Origin of the sequence: Corynebacterium sp. HMSC064E07, assembly GCF_001815745.1 — a bacterium.
Taxonomy (GTDB): Bacteria; Actinomycetota; Actinomycetes; order Mycobacteriales; family Mycobacteriaceae; genus Corynebacterium; species Corynebacterium jeikeium_D.
Window position 1 is genome coordinate 308,806 of the sequence record NZ_KV821828.1, and the last position, 17,562, is coordinate 326,367.

Genomic DNA, 17,562 nt, shown 5'->3' on the forward strand with positions numbered 1-17,562 from the left:
GTGTGATGTTCATCACCGATTGGGCATAAATTGGCTCGGTCTTCCGCGTTTTATTTTCCACCGCCGGCGCTGCCAGGGTGGTGAAGCGCAAGCAACTTTTCGACAGGGGAACACTGTTTCCTACCTGCGAAGTTCTTGCGCTTTCGAAGCGTTGTACTCGCTGATTTCGCAGCCGTGTTCAGCCTCTCGTTTTGGGGCTGCAAATTATCTTCGCGTTGATGGCGCCGCGAAACTGCGCGAGAAAAACATGATGGATTCCTCATGATTTATGGCATAGTGTCCTGGCAAGGATTTGGAAACAAAAGATGTTTTCATTTCGTACTCCACAAGACAAGGACCTCAGCCACGTGAAATACGAAAAACTCGCCACTTTGCAGACCAACGTCGTAACTGCTCCAGACCTGGGCACTTTTGCAGTCACTTTCGCCGGTCAATCGCAACCATGGCTGGACACTCTCTCCAGCGTCATGGCCAGTGGCAACTCAAAGAAACTACGGGAAGTTTTCACTCGCGCTGAGGAACTGCTCACACCGCTTGACGACGATCTCATCGGCCAGCTTCCCGCAGGTTTCGACCCCTTTGGCTGGGCAATCTCACTCGTTACAGACGAGCCATTTACCGGAGATACAACCAACCCTGCGGTCAGCGTCCCGGGCATCGTCTTGGCACAGTTGGGCATTGTCGAGTTGCTGGAAAAGCAGGGAATTAATATCACCGAAGCGGTAGCGGTAACCGGTCATTCGCAAGGTGTTCTTGCCGCTGAGATTGTCGCTCGCCCAGAGAAGGCAGCAGAGCTTCTGGCGCTAGCTCGCCTCATCGGTGTGGCGTGTGCGCGCGGAAGCCGAGTAGCCGGATTTGGGCACGCGCCGATGATGAGTATCTCTGGCCTGACGGTCGAGGAGTTGGAGCCTTTCCTCCCCCAGGGCTGTGTCATCGGTCTGAAGAATACGCAGACTACCAGCGTAGTTATCGGCAAGCAGGATGAACTAGACCAGCTGGCAGAGCAGCTCACAACGCAGCAGCCGAAGGGTCGGAAAGTCGAATGTACAGTTCTGCCAGTTAGTGGCGCATTCCATCACCCAGCGCTGGTACCTGCTGTGGCATGGGTAGTGGAGCGAGCTGAGCGCATTGGGCTAGATGCGGAAACGGCGGACCGGCTTGCGCGTGCAATCTTGGTTGACCCCAGTGACTGGAGCGCCGAGGTACGGGGGCTCATCGACCAAGGAGCAACCACCATTTTGGATCTGGGGCCGAACACAGGCGTCGTCAAGCTGACAGAACGCAACGCTGAAGGCTATGGCGTGGCGGTGATTCCTGCGGCGACAGCTGCGGGGAGGGGCGTCCTGTCTGAGAGCGACATTGAGCACCCGACATCGTGGCTGGAGTTTGCGCCGCGTCTGGTCACTGGAGACAAGCCCCGTGTCGAGACGAAGTTCACCAAGTTGACCGGGCGCTCGCCAATTCTGCTCGGCGGTATGACCCCGACAACCGTTGACCCTGAAATTGTGGCGGCTGCTGCGAATGCGGGGTTCTGGGCGGAGCTGGCCGGTGGCGGCCAAGTCACGCCGGAAATCTTCGAGGCTAATGTGGCGCGACTCTCCGATCTGCTCGAGGAGGGCCGCAGTGCACAGTTCAACACCATGTTTTTGGATCCGTACCTGTGGGGTTTGCACATTGGAAGCCGCCGTTTGCTCCCGCGCGCAGTGGCAGCGGGGCGACCGATTGATGGCGTCACCATCTCCGCGGGAATCCCCGAGGTGGACGAGGCAGTTGAGCTAGTAAAGCAGCTGCGTGAGGGCGGGATTCCGCATATCTCCTTCAAACCGGGCACAATCGCTCAAATCGAGTCGGTGCTCGAAATTGCAGACACCTTGGCGCAGCAGGGCACGCCGTATCCAATCATCATGCAGGTTGAAGGTGGGCGTGCCGGTGGCCACCACTCCTGGGAAGATCTCGATGACCTGCTAATTAACACCTACGCAAAGATCCGCAAGCGAGATGTGGTGCTTGCTGTTGGCGGCGGTATCGGCAAGCCAGAGCAGGCCCGTGATTATCTGATGGGCACGTGGTCGACACGGTGCGGATTGGCGCCGATGCCGGTAGATGCTGTCATCATCGGCACAGCTGCGATGGCAGCAAAGGAGTCGACCGCCTCCGAGTCCGTGAAACAAATGTTGGTCGACACCGTCGGCACTGACAACTGGATTCCCGCTGGTAGCGCCATGGATGGCATGGCGTCGGGGCGCAGCCAGTTGGGTGCTGATATCCACGAAATTGATAACGCCGCAGCACGCGCAGGCAGATTGCTTGACGAAGTCGCAGGTGACCTCACTAAGGTGACTGAACGACGCGCAGAGATCATCGAGGCGATTAACGCCACCGCGAAGCCGTACTTCGGAGATGTCAGCACCATGACGTATGCCGAGGTGCTGAACCGCTATCTCGAACTGTGTGCGCCCGAAGGGACGTTCCTCGATCCAACGTGGTCGACGCGCTTCGTCGCACTCGTCGACCGCGTAGAGGCACGACTGAATGCAGTCGACGCGGGCACGTTTGACGCGCTTGCCGACGGCGACAGCTTGCACACCCAGCCGCAGAACGAAATCTCGCGACTGTCCGGCCTGCTGGATCTGGATACCCAGCTCCACCCAGCAGATGTCACCTTCTTTATCTCTGAGCTCTGCCGCACACCTGGCAAACCTGTGCCATTCGTTCCGGTTATCGATGATGAGGTTCGTCGCTGGTGGCGATCGGACTCCCTATGGCAGGCGCATGACTCTCGCTACGATGCGGATCAAGTCTGCATCATCCCAGGGCCGCAGGCTGTTTCGGGCATTACCCGCGCGAATGAGCCAGTAGCGGAAATTCTGGGTCGGTTTGAAAAAGCTACTGCACAGGCATTGACGGATACCGGCTACCTGCCGGAGGCACCTGTTGACGCCCTCAGCCGGATGCTCGCAGCACCTGTGATTTGGTGGGCTGGTCGACAGCAGCCGAATCCGGCGCTGGCACTTGGCGCGGAACATGAGTGGGTATGTGTATCTGACGCAAGTGATGTCTCTCGTTCACAACGCCTGGAGCACCCAGGTACTGGTGCCATTTTGGAGACCATTGGAGCTGATGGCAGCAATGATGAGGGCGGGGAGGAGCTCGTCTGGGCACAGCTGACCGTTCCGCTGCCCGATGCTGCGGGGGAGAATACGCAACTGCGAATTCGCCTGTGCCAGAGTGCAGCGGTGGGCGCAGTGCCCGTCGTCAAGCATGAGGATGCGGCAGCCGCGATGCGGGAGCTGACGCGAATCGCGGCTGGCGGTGAGCTTGCAAACATCGTCGATGGGGTCGCGGAGTGGGAATCCGTGTGGGATCCGATGGCGATGGCTGACTACGATGCGGTCACTATTGCAGCTGCCGGCGATGAGTCACAGGCGACGGTGCCGGACGCGTTGGTCGGGCATGCTTGGCCAGCGATTTTTGCGGCAGTCGCGCAGGCGCGTACTGAGACCGGCATTGATGTTGTTGAGGGCATGCTCGCGCTTGTTCACCTTGAGCATCACATTCGTATGATTGGAGCTCTGCCGCAGGAAACCACAACGTTGCGGATTAGTGCGCGTGTCGACGAGGCCGTTGATACGGACTTAGGGCGACTAGTTGTGGTGCGCGCGGAGGTTCGTGATGGCGATACGCTGCTCGCCACCTTGAGTGAACGCTTTGCCATTCGTGGCCGAAACGGCGGCGAGACAGCGCGGACCAATACTGTGCCATTTCCAACGGTCACGGATACGCCACGGAGTTTCCGCGGTGCCTTGACCGTGGAAGCGCCTAAGGCGATGGAGCCATTTAGCTGTGTCACGGGCGATCGCAATCCTATCCACGTCGATTCCCGGGCAGCAGCGCTAGCTGGTCTACCAGGGGTTATTGTCCATGGAATGTGGCTGTCGGCGATGGCCGAGCATGCGGCTGTTGCCACGTCGGATGCCGGCATTGGCAATCGGGTGATTGAGTTCACTGCGACTATGCTGAGTCCGGTTCTACCTGGTCAGGAAGTGAAATTCTCTGTCGAACGCCGTGGTTTTGATGACCGTCCAGGCGCCGGTGAAGTCCGTGAAGTCACGGCCACAGTAGAGGGCGAGCTGGTACTGACTGCCACTGCTGTAATTGCCGCACCGACGACTGCATATGTCTTCCCTGGCCAGGGGATTCAATCACAGGGGATGGGGCTGTCTGCCCGGACTCGCAGCGTAGCGGCCCGCCGCGTGTGGGACCAGGCGGATGCGATGACCCGAGAGAAGCTTGGCTTTTCCGTACTGGCTATTGTTCGGGACAACCCGGTAGAGGTGGTTGTGGATGGTGTGCGCTATTTCCACCCAGAAGGTGTCCTGAATCTGACTCAGTTCACCCAGGTTGCGATGGCGACGTTGGGGCTGGCGCAGGTTGCGGAGCTCCGTGAAGCAGGGCTGCTGGATGAAACAGCTCACTTTGCGGGACACTCTGTCGGTGAGTACAACGCGCTGGCGGCTTTCGCTGGTGCGCTTGACGCAGATGCCGTGTTGGAGGTTGTCTACCGCCGCGGTTTGACCATGCATGAACTGGTCGAACGTGATGAGCAGGGGAGGTCCAACTATGGTTTGTGCGCCCTGCGTCCGTACAAGATCGGCGTACGCGAGGACGAGGTCACTGAGTTTGTTAATCGGTTGTCGCAGGAAACCGGTGAGTTCCTCGAAGTCGTAAATCTCAACCTGGCAGGCAAGCAGTACGCCGTCGCCGGCACCGTCGCGGGCCTTGCGGCACTGGCTGAACAGTGCGAGCGCCGCAGCTCGGACGGCAAGGGATACGTGCGTATCCCAGGTATTGATGTGCCATTCCACTCCAGTGTCCTACGCGACGGTGTGGATTCCTTCCGTAAACACCTGGAGCGGCTGCTGCCAGCGGAAATCGCTCCAGAACGCCTGGTGGGACGCTATATCCCGAATCTCACCGCGACCTCTTTTGAGCTGACCGAGAAGTTCGTCCGCCAGATGGCTGCAGTCGTCGACTCAGACATTCTGGAAAACATCCTTGCCGACTTTGATACTGCTGCTGAAAACCCGGCGCGCCTGGCCCGCATGTTGCTGGTCGAGTTGCTGGCCTGGCAATTCTGCTCACCGGTGAGGTGGGTCGAAACTCAGGATCTGTTGCTTGAGGATCTCGGTGTCAGCCGCATTATTGAAGTCGGTGTAGGTACAGCGCCCACACTGGCAAACCTGGCTGCCCGTACCTGCCAGTTGCCCCGCCACCGAAGCCGTGACATTCGAGTGCTCAATCTCGAGCGTGATGCTGATGCAGCGTTTATGCGCGACCAAATTCAGCCGGAAAAGACTGAGCCCGAGTCGGAGGTGACACCAGAGCAGGACGCGGCGCAGACCCTATCTGGAGCAGCAGGAGCATCGGGAGAAGCAGGATCAGCGGCGCCGGCGGTATCCGCAGACCAATCCGCGGCGACCGAACAGGCAACCACGATCACGAGTGCTGCCACTCCGGCTGCCGAAGTTGCTGATATCGCAGTCAGCCCGGCAGAAGCGCTGGAAGTTCTTATTTGCCAATGGACGAAGGTGCGCCCCGACCAGCTCGGCGCCGCCGACTCCATTGAGACTCTGGTCGATGGAGTCTCATCTCGACGCAATCAACTGCTGCTCGATCTCGGAGTGGAATTCGACCTCGGTTCAATCGAAGGGGCCGCAGATGCGGAACTGGCTGATCTAAAGGACAAGATTGATAGCTTGGCCAGTGGGTATTCGGCATTCGGTCCGATTCTCTCCGAAGCCATTGCCGACGGTATTCGCCGGATTACCGGTCCTGCCGGTGCAGGCGCGAATTACATCGATGACTATGTGGTCGATGAATGGCAGCTCGGCAAGGGGTGGGCAACCGCAGTTAGCGCCGAGATGATGCTCGGTACTCGCGAGGGCGCATCCCTGCGCGGCGGTGATCTTGCGCATCTGGCACCGGCCGCCCCAACCAGTACTGCTGAACTCAACCAGCTGATTGATGAAGCAATCCTTGCGGTCGCCGCGCAGCGAGGTGTATCTGTCGCTAAGCCGTCGGCAAGCGACAGTAGCGCTGGAATGGTCGACTCGGCTGCACTCACTGAGTTTGCAGATAAACTGACAGGCCAGCAAGGTATTCTTGCCACCGCTGCACGCACGATTCTGGAGCAACTCGGCCACGAAATTACCGGTGCCACTGACTTCGATGCCGAAGACGCCGACAGCAACCTGGTAAATCTCGTCACCGCTGAACTCGGTGCGGACTGGCCGAAGCTGGTCACCCCGACGTTTACGCCCACCAAGGCAGTGCTTCTCGACGACCGCTGGGCCACCTCCCGCGATGACCTAGCACGCCTTTGGGCAGCCGCTGATGAGGGCGTGGCTGAAACCGCGCCGGGCAGTATCCATGAAACCGCAGTCGAGCAGGCACAGTGGTGGGCTGCCAAGGCAGACGCGGCAGGGCGAACACAGTTGGCGAGTATCTACCGACAGCTGGCGGATGAGGCCATCACGAATGTGAACGAACTGTCGATGAATGCCGACATCGCTGTTGTTACCGGTGCATCGCCAAATTCGATTGGCTCCGCTGTGACTGCACAGTTGTTGTCTCAGGGCGCAACCGTTGTTGTCACTACCTCACGCCTGGGACATGAGCGCCTGAGCTTCTACAAGCAGCTCTACCGTATGCATGCGCAGGGCGAAGCGAAGCTGTGGGTGGTACCGGCGAACCTGTCCAGCTTCCAGGACCTGGATTCCCTTATCGACTGGATCGGAACCGAGCAGACTACGACGATTGGTGCGGAAGTGGTTGTGACCAAGCCTGCACTGTCACCGACGCTGCTATTCCCGTTCGCGGCGCCTACGGTCTCAGGCTCGCTTGCCGATGCCGGTCCTGCGTCCGAGACCCAAATGCGTCTGCTTCTGTGGTCGGTGGAACGACTCATCGCAGGGATGTCAGCACTCGGCGGGGACAATAATCTGCAGCATCGTTTGCATGTGGTGCTGCCGGGTTCACCGAACCGTGGTCGCTTCGGCGGTGATGGTGCCTATGGGGAAGCCAAGGCCGCACTCGACGCCGTGGTGGCGCGCTGGAATGTGGAGGACGCTTGGCGCACCCGCACCACTCTGGCTCATGCACAGATTGGGTGGGTTCGAGGCACCAACCTGATGGGTGGAAACGACCCATTCGTTGCTGCAGTGGAAGCAAAGGGAGTACGCACCTTCTCCACCGAAGAAATGGCAGCTGAACTCATTGAGCTGGCGAGCTCGGAGGCTCGGAAGAAGGCACAAACCCGCCCGATTCAGGCCGATCTCACCGGCGGATTGGGTGACGTCGACCTCAACATTGCGCAATTGGCACAGGAGGCTGCGCAGGCGGCTGGCCCAACAGCTCAAAGCTCCGAGGTCGCTAGCGGGGCGCGCTCGCAGGAGCCGTCGTCAAGCCGTGTTTTGAGCGGCCTGCCAAGCCCACGCCGACCAATTGCGCAGACAACACCGACCTTTGGTGACATCGCAGCGGCTCTGGAGGACATGGTGGTCATCGTGGGCGCCGGTGAGCTTGGGCCGTACGGTTCTTCCCGGACGCGCTTTGAGGCTGAAGTTGATGATATCTCTGCAGCAGGAATTGTGGAATTAGCCTGGTCAATGGGGTTGATTTCGTATGAGGGTGGCTGGCGTGACGCCGATGGGCAACCGTTGGCAGAAAGCGATATTGCTACGCGCTACCGCGATGAAGTGCTGGCGCGAGTTGGTGTGCGTCGTTACGCCGATGATGGCGATTTGGTTGATAATACGATGACTGAGCTGACCACGGTCTACCTGGATCGTGCGTTGAGCTTTGCTGTGCGTGACCGCGCGGCAGCGGAGACTTTTGTCAGTTCCAACCCGGACAACACCACTGCGAGCTTCGATGCCGAGACAGGGCAGTGGCTTGTGACACGGGCTGCTGGCACACCAGTGCAGGTTCCGCGCCGAATGGCGATGAGCCGCTATGTTGGCGGTCAAATTCCGCAGGGCTTTGACCCGGCACGATACGGTATTCCGGCAGACATGATGGACAATCTGGACCGCGTGAGCTTGTGGAACATTGTCTGTACTGTCGATGCCTTCTTGTCATCGGGCTTCAGCCCAGCGCAACTGCTGGAAGCGGTCAACCCGGCGCGAGTGTCGTCGACCCAGGGCACAGGTATTGGTGCGATGGAGTCGCTGCGCAGTCTCTACATCGACGGCCTGCTGGGGCAACCGCGAGCCAATGACGTCCTGCAGGAGGCATTGCCAAATGTTATTGCCGCCCACGTTATGCAGTCTTATGTCGGTGGCTACGGGCAGATGATTCACCCTGTCGCAGCCTGTGCGACGGCAGCGGTGTCGGTGGAGGAGGGCGTCGACAAGATTGCCCTGGGTAAGGCAGATTTCGTTGTCGCAGGTGGCTTCGATGACCTATCCACAGAGGGAATTACAGGTTTCGGCGACATGGCCGCCACCGCTGACTCCGCCACCATGGAAAACAAAGGCATCGACCAAGCGTACTTCTCCAGGCCGAACGATCGTCGACGCGGAGGTTTTGTGGAATCGCAAGGCGGTGGCACGGTGCTGTTGGCTCGCGGAGACATCGCTCGTGACATGGGGCTCCCCGTGCTCGGTGTCGTCGCATACGCCCAGTCCTTCGCCGACGGCGCGCACACATCCATTCCGGCGCCGGGTTTGGGTGCGCTAGCGGCCGCTCAGGGCGGCGAGAAGTCTCGGTTGGCTCGCGCCCTTGCAGCACTCGATGTCACTGCGGATCAGGTCGCGGTGTTGTCCAAGCACGACACCTCGACCAATGCCAACGACCCAAATGAGTCCGAACTGCATGAACGCATTGCAGATGAACTCGGTCGCGAGCGCTCTAACCCGCTGCTGGTGGTCTCTCAGAAATCGCTGACCGGACACGCTAAGGGTGGAGCTGCAGCGTTCCAGATCATTGGTCTGACCCAGGTATTGCGCAGCGGCATTGTGCCAGGTAATCGATCGCTGGACTGCGTCGATCCCGCATTGGCTGCGCATTCGCGTCTGGTATGGCCAACGAAGGCAGTCAATTTCGGCAATACGTTGCCGCTGAAGGCTGGCTTTGTTACCTCGCTCGGATTCGGACATGTCTCGGCACTGGTGGCAGTCGTCCATCCGGAAGCTTTCTACCAAGCGATAGTGCAGCATGATGGCGCTGAGGCTGCGGAGCGTTGGCGGTCCGCGGCGCACAACCGCGAAGCGGCTGGTCTGCGTCGCATTGATGAGGCTATTTACGGTGGGGAAGCTCTCTACGAGCGTCCACGCGAGCGAAACCTCGCGGACGGTGGTCGGTTCGGTTCACCCGCTGCATTGGAAAAGGCAGTTCTGCTTTCCGACGGCGCCCGTCTGATCGATGGTGTCCTCCAGCCATGATTGGCGTAGACCTCGTCTATATTCCGGGCTTCGAAGAGCAGCTGAATATGCCAGGAAGTCAGTTCGCGCAGGCTGTTTTCACACCTGCGGAGCTACTGGTAGCTAGGCGCCGCGGAGCAGTCGGCGGCGCGCTGGCGCGTCACTTAGCGGGCCGCTGGACTGCGAAGGAAGCCTTCATCAAGGCCTGGTCGCAGACTCTCTTTGGCAGCCAACCGCCGATTGCGCGAGATCAGCTGGACTGGCGGGAAATAGAGGTTCAGCCGGATGCCTACGGTCGCGTGAGCATCAGTCTCCACGGAGCTGTGAGCCGCCATTTCCACGATCAGGAGTGGCAGCTGGGGCCGTCGTTAAGCATCTCGCACGACGGCGACTACGCAATCGCCGTCGTACGCCTGGACTAGTCCGGCGCCGCGCTAATCGACGGACTTTTGACGGCGACCGACCAGGATGCCGGCACCGAAGATTAGCGCGCCCAGGATTGCGCCGGTTCCGGCGACTGCGGCGGTTTGGAGCGGAGAGTTGGTCGCAGCCTGCTGAGTCTGCACATCAACTTCGTCGAGCCCATTACCGGAAGCATTGGACTTTGCGGAAGCCTTGCCAGATGCCTTGGATGAGCCGCTGGCCTTGGACTCTCCGGTCTTGGAGGCACCGGCCTTCACAGCTTCTTCGCGTTCCTTGGCGGAGCCGCCGACGCTGAGGTTCGTGGCCGTGTCCTGGCTGCGGTCGGAGGAACCGTGAGCAGCAAAGGTGTAGAGCGCGCAGTCATTTTCGACGCAGTTGGCGGCCGAGGTGACGGCCTCGACATTGAGCGTTGTGGAGAAGCTGCCGTCGGAGGACATCTGGGAGGTGCGGACAAACTCAGCGGCGGAGAAAGCATCAGCGTTGGTGGTGGAGAACTTGTTCTTCTCAGCCACTGCGACGTAGATGCCGTTGCCGCTGGTCTTGAATCCGCTGCCGGAGACGGTAATTGCGGTGCTGCCCGACGGGTTCAGTTCCGTGGTGGACAGGCTTACCGACGGGGTGCCGGTCGAGGAGCTGCTGCCGTTGGAGCTGCTGGAGCCGCTGGAAGCGCTGGTGCTACTCGTTCCACTAGACCCTGTGCTGCCACTGGTGCCGGAGCTTGCGCTGCCTGCGGACTGTGAGGAGCCACCGCCGGAGGGCAGGGTAGCGTCCTGCTTGGCAGCTCCGCCGGCAAACGATACCGAGGTCGCCGTGTCCTGGCTGCGGTCGGAAGAACCGTGAGCAGCAATGGTGTAGACCGAGCAAGCGTTCTGCATGCAGTCTGCCGTGCCGAACTTCGCGCTGACCGGAAGATCCACGCTGAAGCTGCCGTCGGACTTCAGGTTGCCGCGAGAAGTAGACACAAACTGGGTATCCGGGCCGAAGGAATCGGCGTTGGTCACATCCATCTGGTCATTTTGCGCGATACCGACGTAGATGCCCGGTCCAGAGGTCTTGAATCCCTTGCCTTCGACTCGAATGGTGTCGCCGCTCGGGTTCAAGTCTGAGGTCTTGGACAGGCTCACCGATGCGTTACCTCGTGACTGGGACGGTGACTGTGAGCCCGACTGAGAGCCCGAACCAGTGCTCTGGCCACCGCTCGGCGCCGCGCCGGTGGAACCCTGCGATTGAGCAGCCTGGGAAGTAGCACCCGCCTTGAAGGTGATGGGGACCCACTGGTCATTGCTGCGGTCAGAAAGATTAGGGAACGCGGTAAAGGAGGCTACGTAGCACTGGGTAGAGGTGCAGTCGACATCGCCAAAGCTGGTCGTGACCTTCATCTCCTGCGTAAAACTTCCGTCCGCGCCAACCGTGACCTTGGCCGCTTCGCCGTAGGTCGAGGGGTAGCCCGACTTTGGCTTCTCGATTGTCTGGGCCAGGTAAATATTTGCGTTAGCGGGGTAGCCGACTCCCTTGATGGTCACGGTGGCGCCGTCGGACAGATCGGTGGCAGGGGTCACGGAGAGCTGGCGCTCAGACTGATCGGTGCTGCCGCCGAGAAGGTCGCCGATGCCGGGGAGCGAACCGCCGAGCTGTCCAATCGATGGCAGTGACTGTGCCGATGCGGGGACTGCGGGTAAAAATCCCGTACTCACTACGATTGCCGAAGCTAGAACAATAGAGCGGGGAAGCAGGCTCCGTCGGAAAGCGCCCTGCGTCGTGGACATGTGAACCTCTGATTCTGTCTGGGAGTTCCGGCGCAGGCGCGGCGAAAAACAGGGAACCCCACCGCGCTGACCAGAGTAAAGCGTAAACTAAGGCAAGCCTACCCTCCGCGTATTGATAAGGGCAATAAATGCCCCTGCCGAGGTGGGCGAGGGGTGCTCTCTAGTCTGCGGCCTCCGCGACGCTCATGAGATAAGAGATTGTCATGCGTTTGATTTCCTGCACCGTCAGCTCGTAATGAGCTTCCCGCTCAGCATCGCTTCCCGGATGGTCCACCGCATAATTCAGCAGGGCGTACGTGGCGTTAATCATGAGGTCGGAGATGAAGTTCAGTTCCGCATCGCTTGACGACGGCACCAGCGGGCGCAGCACCTTTGAAATCTCGGTGACCAGGCGTGACTTCGTATCTTCTGCGGTTGCGCGTGTGGCGGGCGTTGATTGAACAGCCAGCCATACGGCTCTTCTGGAAACGTCCTCGCGCCAGAGTTTTGCCAGGTGATCGATGAACTCCGAGAGAAACTCCGGCCATTTCAAGGTGGGGACTGTTTCGCCGAAGCGTGAGACTTCCTCGATGACGGCCTCGGTGTCCTGACGGTCGAGCTCGCAGATCATCACATACTTGTTTGCGAAGAATTGGTAGAGCGTGCCAATGGGGATATCTGCGATGCGAGCGACTTCGTCGAAAGTGAAAGACTCAAACCCGTGCTCGATGAGCACTGTGCGTGCCGAGCTGAGCATGCGTGCGTACCGCTCTCGGCTGCGTTGCTGAGCCGGAGTGCGACGGGGACGAAGAATATTCGGTGCGTCCTGGGATTGAGTCACTACTACGAAACCGTCTAATCGGGATGATGTGGGAGGAGAGTTTGGGGCCAGGGTCAAAGTAGGCCTTGCGGCTAGTTAGCTTTCGGAAGCCTGTGATTCCACGCCCAAGTCACGCAGTACGCGCTGGACGTGCCCCTTGGCGCGAACGTTGTACCAGGCCTTTTCAATTTCTCCTTCGGCATTAACCAGGAAAGTCGAGCGGATGACGCCCTGGACAATCTTGCCGTAGTTCTTCTTCTCGCCGAAAGCGCCGAATGCGGTCATGGTTTCCTTGTCCGGATCGGACAGAAGGGTGAAGTTTAAGCCGTGGTCCTCGCGGAACTTTGCGAGTTTCGCCGGCTTGTCCGGAGAAATACCTACGACAGGAATGCCGGCATCGTTCAGGGCAGCGGATTCATCGCGGAAGTCGCATGCCTCAGTGGTGCAACCTGGGGTGTTGGCCCGCGGGTAGAAGTAAATCAGCACGGGCTTGCCCGCGTAGTCCGACAGAGAAACCTGCTCTTCGGCGTCGTTGAGAAGAGTAAACGCTGGGGCAGGGTCGCCAGCTTCCAGACGGATGTTGTTCTGGCCGTATTCTTTGTCGCTGGAGGAAGAAGTAGTCATGGCTTCATCGTATCGACTCTGGAGCGGTGCGTGTCGACTCTGAAGCAATGCGTTGAGTTTTTCCCCGTGCTCGCCCACGTTGCTGTAGTGGAAGTGTTAGTCTTTTAGGCGAACAATCACTTTAGATATTCAACTTTTTAGGGAGTTTACGTGGCTCGCAGCATTGAAGATATCCAGCGCGATATTGAGCGTAACCGTAACCAGCTCGCCCGTACTCTGGATGAGCTAACCGTGCGAACGAATCCGAAGAACGTTGCGGATGACGCAAAGACCCGTGTTTTCGATGCTCTGAATGAGCCGAAGGTGCAGGCAGCACTGGGCGTCGTTGCCGCACTTGTTGTTGGTGGCATCGCAATGGGCATTCGTCGCAACCGCAATCGCAGCAAGGAAATTGACCGCATTCGCGAGATGATTGAGACTGCTGCTAAATAGTTTTTCGGTAATTAGCGCACGCGCTTCGGGTGGTTGCCTGGGGTCGTGCGCTTTTGCGTATCTAACCCTTGTTTGAGTCAGGCGTGGGGTGCGAGCGAGGGTTGCAAGTTGGCGCCTACGCTTGTTATGCAACAAAAAGACCGGGAGGGTATTTCTACCTTCCCGGTCTGTATTGTGCGCCATCAGGGACTCGAACCCCGAACCCGCTGATTAAGAGTCAGCTGCTCTGCCAGTTGAGCTAATGGCGCTTACTGTTTCCTGCTTGGTGCTCTCTGTGTGAGCTCCTCGCCGGCAACGAGAAGATATATAACCAGGTTTCTGATTGTTTGTAAAATCGGCTGGTCAGATGCTGTTTTTGAATTGATGTTTTTGCATGTTTTTTGAAAGGTTTTGCGCAACCGTTTGAAAAAAGTTCAAAAAAAGTTTGGAAATCCTCAAAGTGGGGTAGGGCCTGTATCAATGCCATCGACGTTGGGAGTGTGCATAGATGTCGGAGTTACGTTCGACAGTGTTCAGTAACGTCCGGAAGCGTCCGGTGGCACTTTTGAATAGCGAACTGATTACTTTTCGGTAACGCAGCTTCAAGGGGGCGCTGTTTTCCCAGGTCGGTTGAAGTGCCCCGGTTTTTTGGGGTTGCACAGCAATTTTCCAGAGGGTTAACTGTAGGAACCGTTGGGCTACTTTGCGTGCTGCGCCCTGTGAGGGGTTGATGACTGCGATTGGGCAGTCAATAAGGCTTTTCAGTTAGGGCGAGCGTTTTATCGGTGGCTAGTGCCGCTGCAGGGCAGTCTGACCTTTTTCGAGGGCGCACCAGGGGCTGTAGCAGGACTCCGCTGTGTGTCGCAGTGTGTCCCCGGGACTTACTACTTAATAATTGCACTGTTGGAGTGAAGCACGATCATGCGGCAATCTTTTAAGCGCCTGTCGATGGCGGTGGTGACATTTGCGACCACCATCTCGCTAGCTGCTTGTACCGTCGGCGGAGATAATGCCGAGCAGCAAGAGGCGGAGAAGCCAGACGTTGGTCTTGTCGCCAGTGTGAAGGACGACGCCACCGATGTTTCGGTGGTTGACCCGATTTCGGTTCAGGTGGAAGAGGGACATCGCCTGGACAAGGTTGTTATGACCAACCCTGAGGGCAAAGAGGTCAAGGGCAAGCTCGACTCCAGTGGTACCAAGTGGACCACTGCAGAACCCCTGGGCTACTCAAAGACCTATGAGATTAACGCCACCTCGGGCACAGAAAAGCTGGCTACTTCTTTCACCACCGTCGAGCCGACTTCTCAGGTAAATGGTTACCTGTCCCCGCTGGATGGTTCCACCGTGGGTGTCGGTCAGACTATTGCTGTGAAATTCAGCGCGAGTATTTCGGACCGCAAGGCTGCTGAGGAAGCAATTAAGGTGACCACCGAGCCTAAGGTGGAAGGCGCTTTCTACTGGCTGAATAACAGTGAGGTGCGCTGGCGTCCAAAGGAGTACTGGAAGCCGGGGACCAAGGTTACCGTGAAGTCCGATATTTACGGCACGGATCTTGGTGACGATATGTACGGTGCGGAGTCCGCCGAAACCAGCTTCACTATCGGTGATGAAGTCATTGCTATCGCTGATGACGCGACGAAGACCATGGTCATTAAGAGGAACGGTGAAGTCGTAAACTCCATGCCTATCTCTATGGGGTCGAATGTTCACCCGACTCCGAATGGCCAGTACATCATCGGTGATCGCAACGAGACCATGGTGATGGACTCTCGTACCTACGGCCTGTCTCTGGAAAACGGTGGCTACGTCACGCCGGTTAACTATGCAACGCAGATGTCTTACTCCGGTATCTACGTCCACGGTGCACCGTGGTCAACGTGGGCACAGGGCAGCGTCAACCAGTCTCACGGCTGCATCAACGTCACTGACGCCAACGCTAAGTGGTTCCTGGACAACACTAAGCGCGGTGACATCGTGATTGTGAAGAATACGATTGGTGAGACGCTCTCCGGTGTTGATGGACTCGGTGACTGGAACATCCCGTGGGAGACCTGGAAGAAGGGCAACGCCGACGAGACCAGCTCTTGGTAGTCCATGTCCTCTAAGTGAGGCCATCATTTAAGCCACGCGGGTTAGTCCGTTTCCTAATCACCCAACATTCCCAGCTCCTGCGCCCGAGCAACAGCCGCGGTGCGGGAGCTGACGTCTAGCTTGGTGAAAATATGTACCAGATGCGATTTCACAGTCGCTTCGGTGAGCACCAGCTGTTCTGCAATTTTTCTATTCGACATACCCCGCGCGACCAACTCGAGCACTTCGAGTTCGCGCGGGGTTAGTGCTGTATTGGGGTTGCGCATCCGACCCATCAAGCGCCCGGCCACTTGTGTGTTCAGCACGGTCTCGCCGCGAACGGCACGACGGATACCATCGATGAGCTCCTCCGGAGCGGCATCCTTCAGCAGATAACCAACTGCGCCTGCGGTGACAGCGCCGAGCACATCGGAGTCCGAAGAATAATTGGTCACCACCAACACTTCTGGAGCCTTTGCGCCGCGCCCGGCCAGTGCGCGGATGGCTGCGGTGGCATCAACTCCGCCTGCGCGGGTAGCAGTGCCAGGGGCCTCACCAAAGCGAAGGTCCATGAGTACCAGATCGATGTGGTCGCAAGAGTCGTCGTCAAGCGATGCGCGCACCTTCTCGACCGCCTCGTCACCGCTGGCCGCCTCGCCAACCACGACGATATCCGGCGCCGATTCAACGACTGCGCGAAGACCAGCGCGGACGATGGGGTGATCGTCGGCGATGAGGACTCCGATGGGCTTGGTCACCTGGCTAACTCCTCGGGTGATGTGAATGGTCGTTTCCTACCTGCATACCAGGCGCGGGACTTTAAGAGGCGAGCTCGTGCGGGATGCTGACGCTGACACCGCAGCCACGCCCCGGTTCCGACTCGATGGTGAAGGTGCCGCCGAGCTTCTCCACGCGTCGGCGCGCGTTGGCGATCCCCACGCTGTCGTCGTTAGTTGGTGCGGTGGGGTCGAAGCCGATGCCGTTGTCGACGCAGTCGAGCAGAATCTCGTCGGGCTGGTAGGTCAGGGTGACACGGCAACGCGTGGCGTGTGCATGCTTGACGACGTTCGCCAAGCTCGCCTGGGCCACCCTGATGATGGTTGCTTCGACGGTGGCCGGCAGCCGCGTGGGTGTGCCGTCGACGCAGAAGCTGACAGCATCGCCCAGCACCGTGGAGGAGCAGACTTTCTCCAACGCGCCGGATAGGTCTGCGCCTTCGAGGGGAGCCGGCTGAAGTGCTGCGATGATGCGCCGGGTCTCGGCGAGATTGTCGGCCGCAACCTTGCGGGCGAGCTGTAGCGAATCCACCGAGGTCTGGTCATGCTGAGTGGGAGCACTTTTCATGCGGGACTCCACCGAATGCAGCAGCAGCTGGATGGAGGAAAGCCCCTGCGCCACGGTGTCATGAATATCGGCTGCGAGGCGTGCGCGTTCGTCCAGCTCACCGGCACGACGGGACAGTGCTTCCGAGTGGGCGCGGGCAGCTGAGAGCTCCTCCAGCGCCTTGGTCTTTTCGATAGTCTCCTTCTGCAGGAGCCGGAACCCCAGCCCCACCGTGAGTACAAACGTCCCACCCAGAATGGGGCCGAGGACACCACCAAATGTCAGCGGAGTGTGGACGGCGATAGCACCGATTGCCGTCGCCGTCGTTGCCACCACCATAACCACGGCCATTAGGCCACCGGTGACCTGCAGAATTACGAAAAACAGCGGGAAGACCAGGAAAGAGGCATCCAGCGTCGCAAACGACATTGCCGCCCAGCACAGCAGCAGAATCACAAGCCAGCCCAACAGCAGGCCACGCGGCTTAGTCAGCGCGACCTCGTTGGCTACGTTGCCATGCCGAGCCCGACCAATCGGCCCGACCGAACCTGCGATGTACACCGCTAGAAAACACGCCGCATAGGTGATGATTCGCCACTGCGGATCCGGAACCACGCATACCGCCAGCAGCACCAGCACCAAAACATCCAGGGCAAACCGCAGTAATTGCCAGCTGCGGTTCAGGGTCTCAGGAGTATCCACGCTCTCGAGCTTAGGGCAGTTC

9 protein-coding genes and 1 tRNA gene are annotated in these 17,562 nt (G+C 59.0%); 4 read left to right on the top strand and 6 right to left on the bottom strand.

What is annotated here, in order from left to right; all coding sequences use genetic code 11:
- Nucleotides 1–305 precede the first annotated feature (305 nt).
- Nucleotides 306–9,443, top strand: a complete 9,138-nt coding sequence (locus tag HMPREF3053_RS10000) for a type I polyketide synthase (protein ID WP_246819398.1) — start codon at nucleotides 306–308, stop codon at nucleotides 9,441–9,443.
- A complete protein-coding gene (locus tag HMPREF3053_RS10005; protein ID WP_070767655.1) occupies nucleotides 9,440–9,844 on the top strand; it encodes a holo-ACP synthase AcpS in 405 nt (134 codons plus the stop codon). The genes HMPREF3053_RS10000 and HMPREF3053_RS10005 overlap by 4 nt, the downstream gene beginning before the upstream one ends.
- Before the next feature lie 12 nt (nucleotides 9,845–9,856).
- On the opposite strand, the gene HMPREF3053_RS10010 is transcribed toward HMPREF3053_RS10005, so the two are convergent.
- From HMPREF3053_RS10010 to bcp, 3 genes are all read right to left on the bottom strand, one after another.
- The gene (locus HMPREF3053_RS10010) at nucleotides 9,857–11,611 is read right to left on the bottom strand and encodes a neocarzinostatin apoprotein domain-containing protein (RefSeq protein WP_070767656.1); all 1,755 of its coding nucleotides are present in this window, start codon (nucleotides 11,609–11,611) and stop codon (nucleotides 9,857–9,859) included.
- 160 nt (nucleotides 11,612–11,771) lie between these two features.
- Nucleotides 11,772–12,431: a TetR/AcrR family transcriptional regulator gene (locus HMPREF3053_RS10015; RefSeq protein ID WP_049172878.1), complete on the bottom strand. Its 660-nt coding sequence runs from the start codon at nucleotides 12,429–12,431 to the stop codon at nucleotides 11,772–11,774.
- A gap of 75 nt (nucleotides 12,432–12,506) precedes the next feature.
- Nucleotides 12,507–13,034: a thioredoxin-dependent thiol peroxidase gene (gene bcp, locus HMPREF3053_RS10020; RefSeq protein ID WP_049172881.1), complete on the bottom strand. Its 528-nt coding sequence runs from the start codon at nucleotides 13,032–13,034 to the stop codon at nucleotides 12,507–12,509.
- A gap of 150 nt (nucleotides 13,035–13,184) precedes the next feature.
- On the opposite strand from bcp, the gene HMPREF3053_RS10025 reads away from it, so the two are divergent.
- Complete coding sequence (locus tag HMPREF3053_RS10025) at nucleotides 13,185–13,466, top strand: DUF3618 domain-containing protein (protein ID WP_038628049.1); 282 nt, start codon at nucleotides 13,185–13,187, stop codon at nucleotides 13,464–13,466.
- 175 nt (nucleotides 13,467–13,641) lie between these two features.
- Here HMPREF3053_RS10025 and HMPREF3053_RS10030 read toward each other — a convergent pair.
- Nucleotides 13,642–13,714 (bottom strand) — tRNA-Lys (locus tag HMPREF3053_RS10030).
- Nucleotides 13,715–14,366: 652 nt separating this feature from the next.
- Between HMPREF3053_RS10030 and HMPREF3053_RS10035 the strand changes: the two genes are divergently transcribed.
- Entirely contained in the window at nucleotides 14,367–15,536 is a 1,170-nt protein-coding gene (locus tag HMPREF3053_RS10035) for a L,D-transpeptidase (RefSeq protein ID WP_049172917.1), read from the top strand.
- A 53-nt stretch (nucleotides 15,537–15,589) separates the two neighbouring features.
- Here HMPREF3053_RS10035 and HMPREF3053_RS10040 read toward each other — a convergent pair whose 3' ends face one another.
- Together HMPREF3053_RS10040 and HMPREF3053_RS10045 are read right to left on the bottom strand one after the other, a co-directional pair.
- Nucleotides 15,590–16,273: a LuxR C-terminal-related transcriptional regulator gene (locus HMPREF3053_RS10040; RefSeq protein ID WP_080969579.1), complete on the bottom strand. Its 684-nt coding sequence runs from the start codon at nucleotides 16,271–16,273 to the stop codon at nucleotides 15,590–15,592.
- A 61-nt stretch (nucleotides 16,274–16,334) separates the two neighbouring features.
- Nucleotides 16,335–17,540 carry a sensor histidine kinase gene (locus HMPREF3053_RS10045; protein WP_065421673.1) on the bottom strand — a complete coding sequence of 402 codons (1,206 nt, stop codon included), beginning with the start codon at nucleotides 17,538–17,540 and terminating at the stop codon, nucleotides 16,335–16,337.
- Nucleotides 17,541–17,562: the final 22 nt, after the last annotated feature.